This window comes from Solilutibacter pythonis, from assembly GCF_003697345.1.
In the GTDB taxonomy this organism is placed as follows: Bacteria; Pseudomonadota; Gammaproteobacteria; order Xanthomonadales; family Xanthomonadaceae; genus Solilutibacter; species Solilutibacter pythonis.
This window is the reverse complement of the sequence record NZ_RFLY01000004.1, coordinates 104,740-119,060: the sequence shown is the minus strand read 5'-3', so window position 1 is coordinate 119,060 and position 14,321 is coordinate 104,740. Positions and strand designations below refer to the sequence as shown.

Below are 14,321 nucleotides of genomic sequence, written 5' to 3'. Positions count from 1 at the left end.
TGGCCGGGATTTGCTGCGACAGCAGGCTACCCGGGACGAACGTCAAGGTCATTCCAAGCGCAAGGCTGGTGAACGGGCGGCGCCGGTTGGGCCCCCTTCCTGAATTGTTTTGCATGTGGCTCAGCTCCGACCGCCGATGATGAATTCGATACCCTGGTTGCGCCGGGTGGATTGCATCCCGCTGAGCGAGTGCAACAGCTCGCGTTCGGAAAGGCCGTTGGCCGTTCCGGGCGAGGTGTCGGTGATTTCCCGTAACAGCACACGCAAGTTGCCGGATCGGTTGGCGACCGCAAGTTGTTTCGCCTGGTGCTGGTCAAGCTCCAGGGTGAGGCTTGAGTAGGCGTCGTTGGCCTCATTTTCCTCGCCGGGTGGATGAATTTTCTCGCCGACCTGGGTGCCGGTTGCCAACACCTTGATCTGTTGCAGAAGAGGGAAGAGGCGGGGCCCGCCTTTGGCTTCATCCATGTCCTTCAGGAAGAAGATGTCGATCATGTCGCCAGGTGAGATCATGCCCGATATCGAGTTGTTCTCGTCCACGCTCAGGTTGTAGGCCACCTTGCCTTTGGGGATGATCCGGGAAAACTGGTCATACAGCGGCACCAGTGCCGAGGCGCTCAAGGGTGCGCCGCCTCTGACTGGCGAACGCAACATGCGACCGGTGTATTCCTCGTAGTTTTCGGGCGTGACCGCGTCGGCCGGCACGAAATCGGCCGGCACGCTGCGGCTGGACAAATCCTCGGGGGAAAGAATCGCGCCTTGCGTCAAGTCGTTGTTGGCTACCGCCACTTCCACCATTTCGCGGTCGTCGCGGGTTTTCTCGGCAACTGTGGTCTGCACGTATTTGACGGCAATGCCAGATGCCATCAAAGCCAGTAGCCCGGCGGCGCCTATGTACATGAAGTTCTTGTTGAGCTTGGGCTTCTGCATGGAGCGGATTACACCGGGCTGGGGATGGAAGAGAAGGAAATGGCGTAGACGAAGGCCGAGTAGATTTGCTTGATTGCATCGACGATCTGGGTGATGACATCGGGCTTGGCGAGCAGCACCACGACGGCGCATATGAGGACGATGACGTACTCGATGGTGACGTACCCTGTTTGCTGAGTGGGGGAGCGCATGCCGTATGCCGTCACATGTCGAGGGCGACGATACTGGTGCCGTCGCTTTGCTTGTTGAGGTTGACGACGATGCGACCGTCACCTTTGATGAAATAGGAAATGCACATCGTGCTGTTCGCTTGGCAGGTCATGGAATTGGCTTCACGCGCATAGCCGCGCGCGGTGAGTTCGCGCGTGTAGAAGCGTTCGTTCTGATACGGTGAATTTCGGTTATGCATGCGCAGCGAGCGGCTGCGCTGTGGGGTGTCGAGGTGGATGATGTCCTCGAATACGCGTGTACCCGGAAGCTTGGCGAAGTCCTTGCCCGGCGTGCCAACCGGTTTACCCATTTCCATGATGCCGATCTGTCCCTGTGTCGCGCCGCCCTTGCCGGTGAGTTCGATGGTGATGAAGTGGTTGCGTGTGGCATGGCCGAGGATCGTCTTGTGGCCTAGCGTGTTGCGCACGACCCGTCCGTTCCAGATCTTGCGGTAAAAGGTTTCGACTGCCTCCACGCGGCCGTCGACAACAAAACGGCTGGCACGCATGTTCAAGCCGTTGTAGACCATGTGACGGGAAACCCATTCGCCCTGTGCGCCGTCCGGGATTGGCACATCCGGCCAGCCCCTGGCCATTGCCGCCGCCTGCCACAGGGATGCGGCCAACGCACAGAGGGTCACGAGGCGCGTGCGTTCATTCACGAACTGGATACCTCTGTAACCGGTCGTATGGGACGATGTCCGGCTCGACGGTGCCGATGTCGAGACCATCGAGCAGGCCGACGGCGGGTAGCGGCAAGGCGCCGATGACGTCAAGTACTTTCTGTGTTCCTGCCAGCTTGGAGACAGGTACCAGGGTTCCGACTTGCGATTTAACGCTGCGGCGTCCCTGGGTCGGGCCGCCCGCATTCCATGGATCGGCCAGTAGTGACTGACGTGCGCTCATGGTCAGGCCCAACCGGTCGAACGGCGCCAGGTAACGCGCGGCTGCACCGTCACGGGTCTTCAAATCGCGCACGTTCACACGCACTTCGGCGGTGACGTAGCCGGCTTTGTTGGGTGGAAACGCACCGGGCAGCGCGCCCAGCAGCGACGACACCGTCGAGGAGGCAAAACCCGGCGATTTCGCATCGGTGAGGCTGCGAACCCGCATGCCGTCACGTTCGAGCAATGGCTGCCCGGAGAACGTATTGAGTAACGGATCATCGAACCTGCCGCGCGCCGGCGGGTTCTCGTTGCTGCGGATCGGCGCATCGGCGTTGGCGAAGCTGCGCGAGAGCATGGCGCGTTCGACACCGGCCTGCTGAGCGTTCACCCCGTACTCGGGAAACGCGATGGCGTTCCAGGCCGCGTTGCGCGCCGCCTGCTGCGTCATCTGACGCATGTGGATGTACTTGCCCAGAATCGGGATCAATAGGAAGAGCGGCACCAGCACCGCGCATACCACGGCCATCTCGGTCAACGCCTGGCCATGCATGCGTCGGCGCGGGGCGCGCGTCGTGTGGGGATGATTCATGGGCTGCCTCCGCGTGTTTTGAGCGCCAGTACTGCGGGCGAAAGGGGCGCGCCGACGTTGATGCTTTCCACGGTGATACGGCAACCCGTGCCGTTGGCCGGTTCCTGGCCGAGAGGTAGACCTTTCAGAAAGGCTTCGGCGGGCTCGGTCACGCAGAGCGGACTGGGGTTGGGTGCGAAGCCCAAGGAGAGCCCGGCCGTCCACATGCAGACGCGCTCGCCGCTGCTGTTGCGCCACCAGGTACAAGCCTGTCCTGCCACCTGGGAGGCGGTTTCCTGCTGCCAGCCGGTGGCTTGATCGGCACTGTAGTCGACTTCTGTGATTGCGACTTCCAGGTCGCTCGGGTCGGCAGGCGCCTCCTGCCAGTGGGCGTCGGCTTCATCGCTGGTGTAACCGATGATCCGTTCGTCCGTATAGTCCTCGCGTACCTTTTCGACGAACTCGAATTGACACAGTGCGTCATGGGGCTCGTTTGGGCTTGACCAGTTCCATTCGGTGCTGCGCGCCAACCGATGGCCGGCATCGACGGCCAGTTCGATGCGGCGGGTTCCCAGCTTCGCCACCTGTGCTTCGTTCAGTGGTTTGACCGCCCAACCTGCTTGTTGGCAGCGACTGACTGCTTCGTGATAACTGGCGATGACTGGGTTACGACCCTTTTCCAACTGTTCGAGTATGAGCTTTGCCTGCATGGACGGTGCCTGCCCGGATCGTGCCGGGGGTGCCGGCTGGGTTTCGTCGCGTGTATCCACCTCTTCCGCGGACGGTGAACATGCCGTTGCGGCCAGCGCGAGCAATGACAGGAGGTGACGGACGGCCATCAGGGCACCGCCGCCAGTTGGGCTTTCATATGCAGCGGTGTTTCGATCAACCGCACTTGCCAGTATGGGCTGAACAAGCTGCCCATTTCGTACTTGCCGTCGGCGCGGCCCCAGACCCGGCGCGCGAAACGAGAGTATTCGTGCGGTCGATTGAAGTAGACCTGTGCGGTGGCGAGCGCCCGTAGCTGGTTGCCGCGGGCCTGCTCGGGTACGTCGAGGCGGCCAGTGGTCAGGTTGAGCTTCGAACTCGTTCGTGCATTGGCGATGGCATTTTGTACCTCGATGGTGAAATATGGCCCGGCATTGCGTGTGTTCTCTCCCGGCGTGCGCGCCTTGTCGCGTTTCACGTCGTGATAGCGGTGCGCCAGTCCGTTCCTGTATCCGCGAAAGTAAGCCTGCGACTTGTTGCCGCCTGCGAGTCTGCCGCCCGGGTCGCTCTCGATCAGCATGCCGGCAATGCTGCGGCGTGAGACGCCGTTGTAGGGGCGGTAGCGGCGGCCTTCGTACTCGGAGCGCCAACCACTTCCGCGGTGGATGCCTGGGAAGAAACGAGGTTGCCCGCGTGATACCGCCTGCGCGCCTCCCCAGCCCACCGGTATGCGAAACAGGAAGAGATTGATCTCGAAGACATCAACCGCCGCCCAGCGGTCGTAGTCGACCAGGTCGGTGCCGCCGTTGGCGTCGAGGATCAGCCAGTTGTCGCGGCGTTCGCGGGTAAACTTGTCGCGTGACTCCATTACCACGTTGCGGTAGCGTTCACCGCCTTCACTACGGCGGTTGCGGCCTGCCGGCACGTTGAATTCGTTCAGATAATCGCGTTCAGCCGCCAACAGTTGGCTGGTGAGGAAGCCAGCCGTCAATGGCCGCAACGTGGCATTGGGTGAGTTGTCCTTGGCGACTTTGTAAGCGGTCTGGATTGCACTGGCGCCGCCGGTTGCCTTCACCGCCGCATAAGCGGCGCGGGCATATAAGGTGTTGGCTACGTCGAGCGTGGTGATGTAGAAATTGCTGCCGGTGCGTAGACCAGTCCGTATTTGGCGTATGACTCGGTCCGCTGCCTGGAGCGCGGCGGCGATGGCTTGGCCTACGTAGGGGATGAAGCGCGAAACCTTCTGGATGTTGGCGGTCGAGACGTTGATTTGCGTCACCCAGGAGTTCAGGCTCACGGCCTGGGCGATGGCCACTTCGTTGGCTACCCGGCCACGGTTCATCTAGGCCGCGAAATTCCAGGCGCGCGCCTGTTCGGCAGCTACGCTGTAAGCGGCGGCGTCTGCGGCGTTGGTGAGTTCGACTTTCTTGTTGACCACTTGCCCGGTGTTGAATGTCACCAGTAGGCCAATGCACAGCACGAAGAGGAAAATCAACGCCAGTGGCAGGGCCTGGCCTTGCTGCCGGGGGGGAGAGGGGGAGAGGGATTGCATGTCTTGCCTCGGGGGAAAGGCGCGCGAAGGGCATAATCAGCGATGCCCTTCGCGGGAGCATGGTTCACTCGGAATCGTTGCCTTGGTTGTATTTGCCCATGCCCTTCGGCTGGTTGGCACGTGAACTGGCGTCCTTGGAGGCCGTTTGGGCGTTCTTCACCTGGGTATCGGCTTTCTTGCCAGAAAGCTCCATCGCCAAGCCCGCGGCTTGGTTGCGAACGGTCTTGCCAAACATCGAGAACACGCCGATGGCGATAAGGGCGACAATGATGATGTATTCCGTCATACCTTGGCCGCGCTGGCGACGGTTGCCGATGATGCGGTATGAGGTTGTCCTTGTCTGGAGCGAATTCAGGTTGGGGGTTCCATGCGATATCGCATGGAATCCTGAATCTAGGCAAGATCACATTACAGCGCAACCTGCATGGGCCTCTGGGGCAAGGCATCGCCCATGACCAGACCCTAAATAGAGCAAAGAACGTACCAATCAGTAGGGATGACACAATTTTTATTAAAAATCAAATAGTTATAAGAATTTTCGTCATTCATTTAGCGTTTAATTAGTTCAACGCGTCTATTTTTTGCCTTGCCTTCTTCCGTGGTGTTGTCGGCCACTGGCTGGGTATCGCCATAGCCCTTTGCACCCAGTCGGGATGCGTCTATGCCCTTGGTCTCCAGTGTGGCCAGCACGGATCTTGCGCGCCCTTCTGATAGTTTTAGGTTATGTATCTTATCGCCGGTGCTGTCGGTGTGGCCATTGATGTCGAGTTCGAGTTGCGGGTCTTCTTTCAGCAATGCGGCCACCTGCTCGATCTGCGGCATCGACTCAGGAAGGATATCGGTCTTGTCGGTGGCGAAATTGACTTGTAGGGCGACCTTGCCGTTGGCATCGATTTGTTTCTTCAATTCGGAGGTGGGCAATAGCGTGGCGGTTTGCTGGAAGGCTTGCTCCCGGCCTATGGTCATCCAGCCCTCGGAGGTGTTCTGCACGAAGTGGATCCAGATGTTGCCATCGTTCCTGCGCACCAGATAGGTGGTGACAGGTTCGTTGTAGACGTCGCCGATTCCGGTACGGAAACCCATCGTGACTTCTTCTCCGAAACCCTCGATGGCTTCACCGGGAATCTTGCCTTCGGAGACTTTCACGCCGCCAAGCTGTTGTACGAGGGCCTCGAGGTTTCTCCTGACTTCGAGCGGGGCGTATTGCTTGTCGTCTTCGGTCAGGATGTTCACTTCATGGAAGCGGCCTTCGACCCAGTGCGCATTACCGTCCACCCAGAACGGGAAGCGTGCGAACTCCTTATCGACCGGGTCGCCGTTGCTGCGATAACCCCGAGGCAGGGTGATGTAGGGGAAGTCGCCGAGCGTTGCGGTGCTGACCGGCACGCTGTCGATATCGAAGCCTGTTTTTGCCGGCGTGGCGGATTCCGTGGCTGGCGGGGTGGCGGTGGGGTCGGTGGCGATTGCGTTTTCGGGCGGTTTCTTGCAGCCGGTGGCCAGCCCGGTGGTCAAGGCCAGGCAGATCAAAATCTTTTTCATGGCAGTATTCTCTTTCCCAGGGATGTGCTGTCACGGGGCTAGCGACAGCCTCGGCGGTGGCAGCCACGCCGGTCTTGAGCCGGCGCGCACGCCGGAAACTTATTGTTTCAGTTGAGCTTCGGCCTGGGCGGCCATTTCTTGCAGTTTCTTGAGCTCGGCCGGGTCGGCCATCTTCTTCAAGACACCGCAATCGCGCTGCACCTTGGCCGGATCGGCGGCGGCCTTGGTTTTCGCCTCGTCGAGGCTGGCGGTGTATATCTGGTCGACTTCGGCGGGGGAGCCGCCTTCGGCGGCCATCTTTGCTTTCAGCTCGGCTCGAGCGGCTTGGGCCTCGTCGGGTTTGGTCATGCCGCAAACTTCGGTCATTGCGGCCATCACGGCGGCAAGCTTCACGACGTTTTGCTGATCGGGGGTCAGAGGGTTTCCGCCGGCTTCGGGAGTACGCGTCGTGGCATCGGCGGAAGGCGCCGCCGCCACGGTTTCATTGCCGGGCGTGGGGGTGGGGGATGCGGCGGAATCGGGTTGATTGCAGGCCGCGATCAACAACGGGCAAAGCAAAAGCAGGGAAGCGCGCATCGAGCAGCTCCATTTTCGGGGGAGTGGCGAGTGTAGCAATCTCCCCGGTTGGTGGAGGTCGTGCGTTCAGCTCCGCATTCCAGTGCCGCGCTTCAGCAGCCATAGACCAAGTGCGCCGAGCACGGCGACGAACAGGAGCATCAATGCGAATGCGCTCCACACCGGCACGTCGCTGACGCCGAGCAGGCCATAGCGGAAGGCGTTGACCATGTAGAAGATCGGGTTGAGGTGGGTGGCGGTTTCGGCCCAGGCCGGCAGCAGCTTGACCGAATAGAACACGCCGCCGAGGTAGGTGAGTGGCGTGAGGATGAAGGTCGGGACGATGGTGATGTCGTCGAACTTCTTGGCGTACACGGCGTTGACGAAGCCGGCCAGCGAGAAGATCGTCGCGCCGAGCAGTACCGAGCCGAAGGTGATCAGCGGATGCGGCACGCGCACCGGGGTGAACAGCATGGCGATGGCCATCACGATCGCGCCGACCATCAACCCGCGCAGCACCGCGCCGGTGACGTAGCCGGTCAGGATCACCCAGTTCGGCATCGGGCTGACCATCAGTTCCTCGACGTGACGGCCGAACTTGGCGCCGAAGAAGCTGGAGCTGATGTTGCCGTAGCTGTTCTGGATCACACTCATCATCACCAGCCCCGGCACGATGAAGGCCATGTAGCCGATGCCGTCCATCTGCCCTACGCGCGAGCCGATGAGCCCGCCGAAGATCAGGAAGTAGAGCGTCATGGTGATGGCCGGGGGCACCAGCGTCTGCGGCCAGATGCGCAGGATGCGCATCACTTCGCGTCTGACGATGGTCGCCAGCGCCACCAGGTTGGGATGCGCGGAGGCCGGCGCGCTCATGCGCGCGTCTCCTGGCCGGTGGCCGGCATGGGGGCCGAGATCATCCGCACGAACAGCTCCTCCAGCCGGTTCGATTTGGTGCGCATCGAGCGCACGCGGATGCCGGCGGCATCGAAGGCGTCGAACACGCGGTTGAGGTCCATCGCGCGCGGCATGTCCAGGTCGAGGGTATGGGCGTCGAGCGCCAGCAGCGTGGCGCCCTCGATCGACGGCAGTTCGGCCGGCAGCTCGCTTTCGACATCGAACAGGAAGCCTTCCACGTCCAGCCGCGCCAGCATGGATTTCATCGAGCCTTCGGCGACGATCCGGCCGTGATCGATGATCGCAAGCGTGCGGCACAGCGCCTCGGCCTCTTCCAGGTAATGGGTGGTGAGAATGATGGTGGTGCCACCGGCGTTGATCTTCTTCAGCGTCTGCCACATGCCGCGGCGGATCTCGATGTCGACGCCGGCGCTGGGTTCGTCGAGGATCAGCAGCTTCGGTTCGGTCATCATCGCCCGGGCGATCATCAGCCGCCGTTTCATGCCGCCGGAGAGCGTGCGGCTCATCACGTTGGCCTTGTCCCATAACTGGGCCTCGCGCAGCACCGCCTCGGCGCGAAGTAGCGCCCGCTCGCGCGGGATGCCGTAGAAACCCGCGTAGTTCACGCAGATGTCCAGCGGCTTCTCGAACATGTTGAAGTTGATTTCCTGCGGGACCAGGCCGATCTGACGCATCGCCCCGCTGCGATCCTGGTCGATGTCGATGCCGAACACCTCGACCCGGCCGGCGCTCTTGTTGACCAGCGAACTGACGATGCCGATCAAGGTGGATTTGCCGGCGCCGTTGGGGCCGAGCAGGGCGTGGAAATCGCCCGGCACGACGTCGAAGGACACGCCCTTGAGCGCTTCGACGCCATTGCCGTAGGTCTTTTCCAGGTCGCGTACGGCAAGTGCCGCGGGCGGTCGTTCAGCGCTCATGGAGGGGTCGGGAGACATGGAAACGCTAGTATAAGAGTCCATTCAATCCCGTTACGCGGCCCGGCCCGCAACGTTGCGTTGCATTCCCCATGTCCAAGTTCTTTCCGATCCGTTTGACCGCCCGCCGGTCGATCGCGCCGGCGGTGCTGCACCTGTCCTTCGTCCGCGACGACGGGCAGCCGCTCGATTACACGCCCGGCCAGTTCATCCAGATCCATTTCCCGCTGGCCGACGGCACGCTGGCGCGGCGCAGCTATTCCTGCGCCACCCGTCACGACCATCACATCGAGACCGGCGAGCCGGTCGAGTTCATCGCCAGCTGCGTGCCGGGCGGGGCCGCCACCGCGCTGTTCCAGGGCATGGCGATTGGCGAGAGCGTGCAGGCCAGCGGCCCGCTCGGCCTGTTCACGCTGAAGCCGGAGGACGCCAACGCACGCTACCTGCTGGTGGCCACCGGCACCGGCATCGCCAGCTACCGCTCGATGTTGCCGGACATCGAGGCGATGCTGGCCGCGCGCGCCGGTCTGCGGGTCGTGGTCGTACATGGTGCGCGCACCCCGGCCGATGCCCTGTTCGCCGACGAATTCGCCGCTTTCGCCGCCCGTCATGGCGAGCGTTTCCGTTACCTGCCCTGTTTCTCGCGGGCGTTGCCGGCGGACGACTGGCCGCATGGCGCGGACGCCGAGGCGCGCCACGGTTACGTGCAGGGGGTGCTGGAAGAACTCGCGCCCGATGCCGGATGCGACATCGCCTACCTCTGCGGCAACCCGAACATGGTCGATGCCTGCGTGGAGGCGCTGAAGGGTTTCGGCCTGCCGATGAAGCACATACGCCGCGAAAAGTACGTCAGCCTGAAATGAGCCGATGAGCGAAGTTCGCGCGTCCGTCGCGAACGCGGCGCTCTACCCGCGTCCCGCCGTGGGCGCGGCCCGGCCATCGCAGTCGTTTCGGAAGGTCGCCGGTTGCTTGCTGCTGTCGGGCGTGCTGGGCGCGGCCTTGGGCATCGGGCTGACGTTGCTCCGCCATTACTTCCGTTTGCCACGGCTGCTCCCCCTGGGCGGCGGCGCTGGGTTCTTCGCCGGCTTCCTACTCTCGCTCTGGCCCCAGGTACTGTTGCACGAGGCCAGCCATGCGCTGGCCGGAAAGCTGGTGGGGATGCGTCTGTACGTGGCGGGCGTGGGCCCCTGGCGCTTGCAGTGTCTGGCGGGGCGCTGGCGGGTGTTCCGCATCGGCGGCATCCGCGGCCTGGGCGGATTCGCGGCGATGGCGTCGTCCGGCCGGCATCCGCTTTCGAATGTCCGCATGCTGGCGTTCACGTTGGGCGGTATCGCCGGCAATCTGCTGGCGGCGGCCGCCTGCCTGGCCTTGATCGTCTGGCTGACGCCGCCGCCGCTTGCGCACGGCCTGCTTGGCGGGGCGGCGGCGGCCGGCTTGCTGCTCGCGCTGGCCAACGCGTTTCCGTTCGTGGCGCAGGGCTGGTACAGCGACGGCAAGCAGGCGCTGGGCCTGTTGTGCGGCGATCCATCCACGCTCGGTTATCTCGAATTGCAGCGCTACGGCGCGCTGATGCTGGCCGGCGTGCGTCCGCGCGACTGGCCGCCCGAATGGCGCCCGTCCCTGCGGGAGACGCCGGCCGAGGATCTGGCCGGCCGCCTGCACGAATTGATCCTGGCGCAATGGTCGCTGGATGCCGATCCGCGTGGCGGCGACGACCGTCTCTGGCCGCGTATCGTTGCCCACCATGCCGAGTTGCCCGACGGCATGCGCCAGTACGCCGCGCTGGCGATGGCCGATTACGCCGCGCGGGTGCTGCGCGATGCCGCCTTGTTGCAAGCCTGGCGCGCCGAGTGCGAGGGTGGGCTGGTCGATCTGTCGCCGCAGCGCGCCTGGCTGGACGCGGCGCTGGCCCGGTTGCAGCGCCGCGACGATGAACTGCCCGCCCTGATCGATGCCGCCGAGGCCCTGCTGCCACGCGCCAGCGACCCGGCCAGCCGGGCGATCCTGGCCGAGCATTTGCTCGCCCTGCGCCGCTCCTGAGCATGGCGTTCAGTGGCAAGTCGGCCGGTTCTCACACGGGGGCAACACGCGCGTGCACATACTGCCGGCATCAAGACACGGGCGAATGCGCGCCCACGGAGCCGACATGAGCAAGTTTGACGATATCGCCAGCCGCGCCGCCGGCATGGCTTCCGAAATGGGGGGCAAGGCCGCGGATTTCGCCGCCGACCTGGGCAACCGCGCCGGGCAGTTCAAGGGCAAGTTGCCCGATGCCGCGCTGAAGTGGGTCGAAACCGGCGCCGCGCTGGCCGCGGTGCGTGGCGGCGGCCGCATCGCCACCCGTTTCGTGCGCCGCAACCCCGCGCTGGTGGTGGCCACCGCGGCGGGTGCCGGCCTGCTCTGGTATGCCGCGCGCCGCCGGGCGAAGCAACGCGCCGCCGAAGCGCCGATCGAAGGCAGCGCGCGCCGCATCCAGAAACAGCAGGCCGAGGAAACCGGGGCCGAATAAACACCGCGCGAAGCGCCACGCGGCTCAGTACACCTAGGTGGTGCAGGTCGCTTGCGGCAGTTCGATCACGAAGCGCGCGCCGCCGCCTTCGCGGTCCTCGTAGAACAGGTGGCCGCCGGCGCTCATCACGATCTGCCGGGCCAGCGACAGGCCAAGGCCGCTGGACAGGCCGTTGGCGGGGTCGGTATCGGACAGCCGGGTGAACGGCTTGAACAGCTCGCGTTGGCGCGCGGCCGGGATGCCCGGCCCGCGGTCCTGCACCACCAGCTGCCAGTAACCGGGTGCGCCGGCGCGCACCCACAACTCCAGCTCTCCGCCGTCGGTGGCGTATTTGCCGGCGTTGGTGACGAGGTTTTCCGCCACTTGGCGTAGCACCATCGGGTCGATCGCCACCTGGTCGGCGTGTTCGGGAAGGCGCGTCTGGATGCGCAGGCCGCGTGCTTCGAGTTGCAGCGCGTAGCGGCTGACCAGCCATTCCACCGCTTCGCGTAGCGAGGCGACCTGGGCGTGGTGGTGCTCGCCCGCCGGGCTGGATTGCGACTCCAGATAGCTGCGGATGTAGCTGATCGCGTCCAGGGTGGCATCGTGGATGATTTGCAGGTAGCGCGGCGCGCGCTCCGGGTTGACATCCGGCTGCATCAGCATGTCGCTGGCGAACAGTACGCTGGTGAGCGGATTCTTGAGATCGTGCGCGACCAGATTGACCAGATTCTGGCGCTCCTGGGCGACCCGTTCGAGGCGGTCGCGGGTGAGTTTGAGCACGATGTGGGCGTTGACCCGGGCGATCAGCTCTTCGGGGATGAAGGGTTTGGTGACGTAATCGACCGCGCCGGCATCGAAGGCACGCAGCAGCAGGTCGCGGTCCTGCGCCGCGGTGAGGAAGACGGTGGGGATGCGCATCAGTTGCGGGTCCTGCTTGATCGCGTGCAGGAGTTCGAAGCCGTCCATGCCCGGCATCATCATGTCGAGTAGGATCAGGTCGGGGCGGATCTCCCGGCAGCGCTCAAGCGCTTGCTCGCCATTGGTGGCGGCGATCACTTCGTAGCCCTGGCGTTCCAGCAGGGTGTTGACCACGTGCAGATTGGTCGGCTGATCATCGACCAATAGGATGTGGCCCGTGGTGGCAATGCGAAGTGGCACGATGGTTTCCCCTGTCACAATGCGCGTATGACGATAGACGTCATACATTGAATTATAAGGATGTGGCTATCGCACTGATATAGGCGCATTCAAGCTGAATAATTCAGTCTTTCGGTCGCTCAGGCGTCAAGCGCGCGCCATTGGCCGGGCTTCAGGCCGTCCAGCCGCCAGCCGCCTAGCGCGACCCGGATCAGGCGCAAGGTCGGCAGGCCGACGGCCGCGGTCATCCGCCGCACCTGGCGGTTGCGGCCTTCGCGCAGGGTGATTTCCAGCCAGGCGTCGGGCACGGTCTTGCGGTGGCGCACGGGCGGGTCGCGCGGCCATGGCGATGGGGGTTCGATGCGACGCGCGCCGGCGGGCAGGGTCGGGCCATCGTTGAGAGGGACGCCGCCGCGAAGGCGCGCCAGTTGCGCTTCGTCCGGGTCGCCTTCGACCTGCGCCCAATAGGTCTTGGCGGCCTTGTGGCGGGGGTCGGTGAGGCGGTGGGCGAGCGGGCCGTCGTCGGTCAGCAGCAGCAGGCCCTCGGAATCGAAGTCCAGCCGGCCCGCGGCGTAGACCCCGGCCGGCAGCCCGAATTCCGCCAGTGTGCGGCGTGGCGGCGTGCTGCGGTCGGTGAACTGGCAGAGGACGCCATAGGGCTTGTTGAAGGCGATCAGCATCCCGCGTCGGTCCGCGCGCCATCGCAATGGCCGGCCATCGGCGTGGCGCGCGGGTGCTGCGCGGCGGTTTGTCGCCGGGTGATCACGGGCCGGTGGGTTTGACGAAGCGCAGGGTCATGCGGTCGCTTTCGCCGATGGCGCGGTACTTGGCCGAATCGCGCGCGGCATGGCGGTTGGTCGGCGGCAGCGTCCACACGCCGTTCGGGTGGCGGGTGTCGTCCTTGGCATTGGCGTTGATCTCGCTCCTGGCGTCGAGCCGGAAACCGGCCTCGGTGGCGAGCTGGATCACTAGCGCTTCGGTGAGATAGCCGGATTTCTTCATCGTCTCCAGATCGGTGCCGGGCGCGGCGCGATGGTCGACCACGCCGAGCACGCCGCCGGGTTTCAGCACGTCGTGGAAGGCTTTGAAGTAAGCCTTGGCATTGTCCGCCGCGACCCAGTTGTGAACGTTGCGGAAGGTGAGCACGGCATCGGCCGAACCGGGCGCGCCGAATGCCGGTGCCTGGGCATCGTATTCCAGCCATTGGGCGCGGTCGAAACGCTCGGGATCGGCGGCGAAGCGCGCCTTCAACGCGGCGTTGCGCTTGCCGCCGGTGCTGTCGGCCGGGGCCTTGGCGCTGGCGGCGAAGTAGCTGCCGGAGCTGCGCACGTAGGGCGCGAGGATCTCGCTGTACCAGCCGGCGCCGGGGCTGATCTCGATCACCCGGTCGCGGCTGCCGATGCGGAAGAACTGCAAGGTCTCGCGGGGATGGCGCCAGGCGTCGCGGGCGCGCTGGCCACTGCCGCGCCAATGGCCGTCGAGAATGACGCTGAGCGCTTCGGCATCGGCCGCGCGCCAGGCGGCTTCCTGTGCGGCGGGCGAAGGGGCGGACGAATGCGGGGTGGTGGCGCAGGCGGACAGCAGGCCGACCAGCGTGGCCGCGGCCAGGCGGGACATGATGCGACGCATGGGATGGTTTCCCCTCCGGATGTTGCACGGCAGCCTAGCGCAGGCGATGTGGCGATGCACGTGAAAAACGGACATGGCGGTGAGGACGGGGCCATCGCCGGCGCCCGTGGCGGTGGCGCGCCGGGCGTGGTCGGCATATTTTCGAGGGAAAATCGGCGGCTGGCCCGTCGTCCTGGGTGTCGCAAGCTGCGAGAAAGTGGATGTGGACATCGCCGGTGTTCGTGCTGGCGGTATGGGCGGCATGTCGCCGAGGGGAAAGCGGCGGCTGGTCCGCCGCCCCGGGTGTCGCA

Annotated in this window: 18 protein-coding genes; 3 read left to right on the top strand and 15 right to left on the bottom strand. The window is 64.3% G+C overall.

All coding sequences use genetic code 11. The features are described from left to right. Positions 1–120: 120 nt before the first annotated feature. The 12 genes from cpaB to EBB59_RS03985 all read right to left on the bottom strand — a co-directional run bounded on the left by cpaB (position 121) and on the right by EBB59_RS03985 (position 8,777). Positions 121–927, bottom strand: a complete 807-nt coding sequence (gene cpaB, locus EBB59_RS04035; protein WP_122100866.1) for a Flp pilus assembly protein CpaB — start codon at positions 925–927, stop codon at positions 121–123. Between the two features lie 8 nt (positions 928–935). Further along, positions 936–1,118, bottom strand: coding sequence for a hypothetical protein (locus tag EBB59_RS04030; protein WP_122100865.1), 183 nt, complete (start codon positions 1,116–1,118; stop codon positions 936–938). 11 nt (positions 1,119–1,129) lie between these two features. Next, positions 1,130–1,798, bottom strand: coding sequence for a hypothetical protein (locus EBB59_RS04025; RefSeq protein ID WP_147455501.1), 669 nt, complete (start codon positions 1,796–1,798; stop codon positions 1,130–1,132). Continuing rightward, the gene (locus EBB59_RS04020; RefSeq protein WP_245979011.1) at positions 1,791–2,573 is read right to left on the bottom strand and encodes a TadE family protein; all 783 of its coding nucleotides are present in this window, start codon (positions 2,571–2,573) and stop codon (positions 1,791–1,793) included. The genes EBB59_RS04025 and EBB59_RS04020 overlap by 8 nt, the downstream gene beginning before the upstream one ends. A 35-nt stretch (positions 2,574–2,608) precedes the next feature. Then, the gene (locus EBB59_RS04015) at positions 2,609–3,301 is read right to left on the bottom strand and encodes a hypothetical protein (protein ID WP_122100862.1); all 693 of its coding nucleotides are present in this window, start codon (positions 3,299–3,301) and stop codon (positions 2,609–2,611) included. Positions 3,302–3,429: 128 nt separating this feature from the next. Beyond that, positions 3,430–4,641, bottom strand: a complete 1,212-nt coding sequence (locus EBB59_RS04010; RefSeq protein ID WP_245979009.1) for a hypothetical protein — start codon at positions 4,639–4,641, stop codon at positions 3,430–3,432. Then, on the bottom strand, positions 4,642–4,851 hold the full coding sequence (locus EBB59_RS14175; RefSeq protein ID WP_245979002.1) for a pilus assembly protein TadG-related protein: 210 nt from the start codon (positions 4,849–4,851) through the stop codon (positions 4,642–4,644). It abuts the gene before it with no gap. Between the two features lie 64 nt (positions 4,852–4,915). Beyond that, positions 4,916–5,137, bottom strand: coding sequence for a pilus assembly protein (locus EBB59_RS04005; protein ID WP_122100861.1), 222 nt, complete (start codon positions 5,135–5,137; stop codon positions 4,916–4,918). Positions 5,138–5,400: 263 nt separating this feature from the next. Beyond that, complete coding sequence (locus tag EBB59_RS04000) at positions 5,401–6,390, bottom strand: OmpA family protein (RefSeq protein WP_122100860.1); 990 nt, start codon at positions 6,388–6,390, stop codon at positions 5,401–5,403. A gap of 99 nt (positions 6,391–6,489) precedes the next feature. Beyond that, positions 6,490–6,936, bottom strand: a complete 447-nt coding sequence (locus EBB59_RS03995) for a hypothetical protein (protein WP_147455500.1) — start codon at positions 6,934–6,936, stop codon at positions 6,490–6,492. A gap of 96 nt (positions 6,937–7,032) precedes the next feature. Next, positions 7,033–7,818 carry an ABC transporter permease gene (locus tag EBB59_RS03990; protein WP_122100858.1) on the bottom strand — a complete coding sequence of 262 codons (786 nt, stop codon included), beginning with the start codon at positions 7,816–7,818 and terminating at the stop codon, positions 7,033–7,035. Then, the gene (locus EBB59_RS03985; RefSeq protein WP_122100857.1) at positions 7,815–8,777 is read right to left on the bottom strand and encodes an ABC transporter ATP-binding protein; all 963 of its coding nucleotides are present in this window, start codon (positions 8,775–8,777) and stop codon (positions 7,815–7,817) included. Before EBB59_RS03985 ends, EBB59_RS03990 begins: the two co-directional genes overlap by 4 nt. Before the next feature lie 89 nt (positions 8,778–8,866). Here EBB59_RS03985 and EBB59_RS03980 point away from each other — a divergent pair, with 89 nt between their 5' ends. The 3 genes from EBB59_RS03980 (at position 8,867) to EBB59_RS03970 (ending at position 11,283) form a co-directional block, all read left to right on the top strand. Further along, on the top strand, positions 8,867–9,637 hold the full coding sequence (locus EBB59_RS03980) for an FAD-binding oxidoreductase (protein WP_122100856.1): 771 nt from the start codon (positions 8,867–8,869) through the stop codon (positions 9,635–9,637). 4 nt (positions 9,638–9,641) lie between these two features. Then, complete coding sequence (locus EBB59_RS03975) at positions 9,642–10,814, top strand: site-2 protease family protein (RefSeq protein WP_122100855.1); 1,173 nt, start codon at positions 9,642–9,644, stop codon at positions 10,812–10,814. Between the two features lie 106 nt (positions 10,815–10,920). Beyond that, positions 10,921–11,283, top strand: a complete 363-nt coding sequence (locus EBB59_RS03970; protein WP_147455499.1) for a hypothetical protein — start codon at positions 10,921–10,923, stop codon at positions 11,281–11,283. A gap of 33 nt (positions 11,284–11,316) precedes the next feature. Here the strand turns inward: EBB59_RS03970 and EBB59_RS03965 are convergent, their stop codons facing one another. The 3 genes from EBB59_RS03965 to EBB59_RS03955 all read right to left on the bottom strand — a co-directional run bounded on the left by EBB59_RS03965 (position 11,317) and on the right by EBB59_RS03955 (position 14,031). Continuing rightward, the gene (locus EBB59_RS03965) at positions 11,317–12,423 is read right to left on the bottom strand and encodes a hybrid sensor histidine kinase/response regulator (RefSeq protein ID WP_158601706.1); all 1,107 of its coding nucleotides are present in this window, start codon (positions 12,421–12,423) and stop codon (positions 11,317–11,319) included. A gap of 119 nt (positions 12,424–12,542) precedes the next feature. Continuing rightward, a complete protein-coding gene (locus EBB59_RS03960) occupies positions 12,543–13,082 on the bottom strand; it encodes a pseudouridine synthase (RefSeq protein WP_122100852.1) in 540 nt (179 codons plus the stop codon). Between the two features lie 82 nt (positions 13,083–13,164). Continuing rightward, positions 13,165–14,031, bottom strand: a complete 867-nt coding sequence (locus EBB59_RS03955; RefSeq protein WP_158601705.1) for a class I SAM-dependent methyltransferase — start codon at positions 14,029–14,031, stop codon at positions 13,165–13,167. Positions 14,032–14,321: the final 290 nt, after the last annotated feature.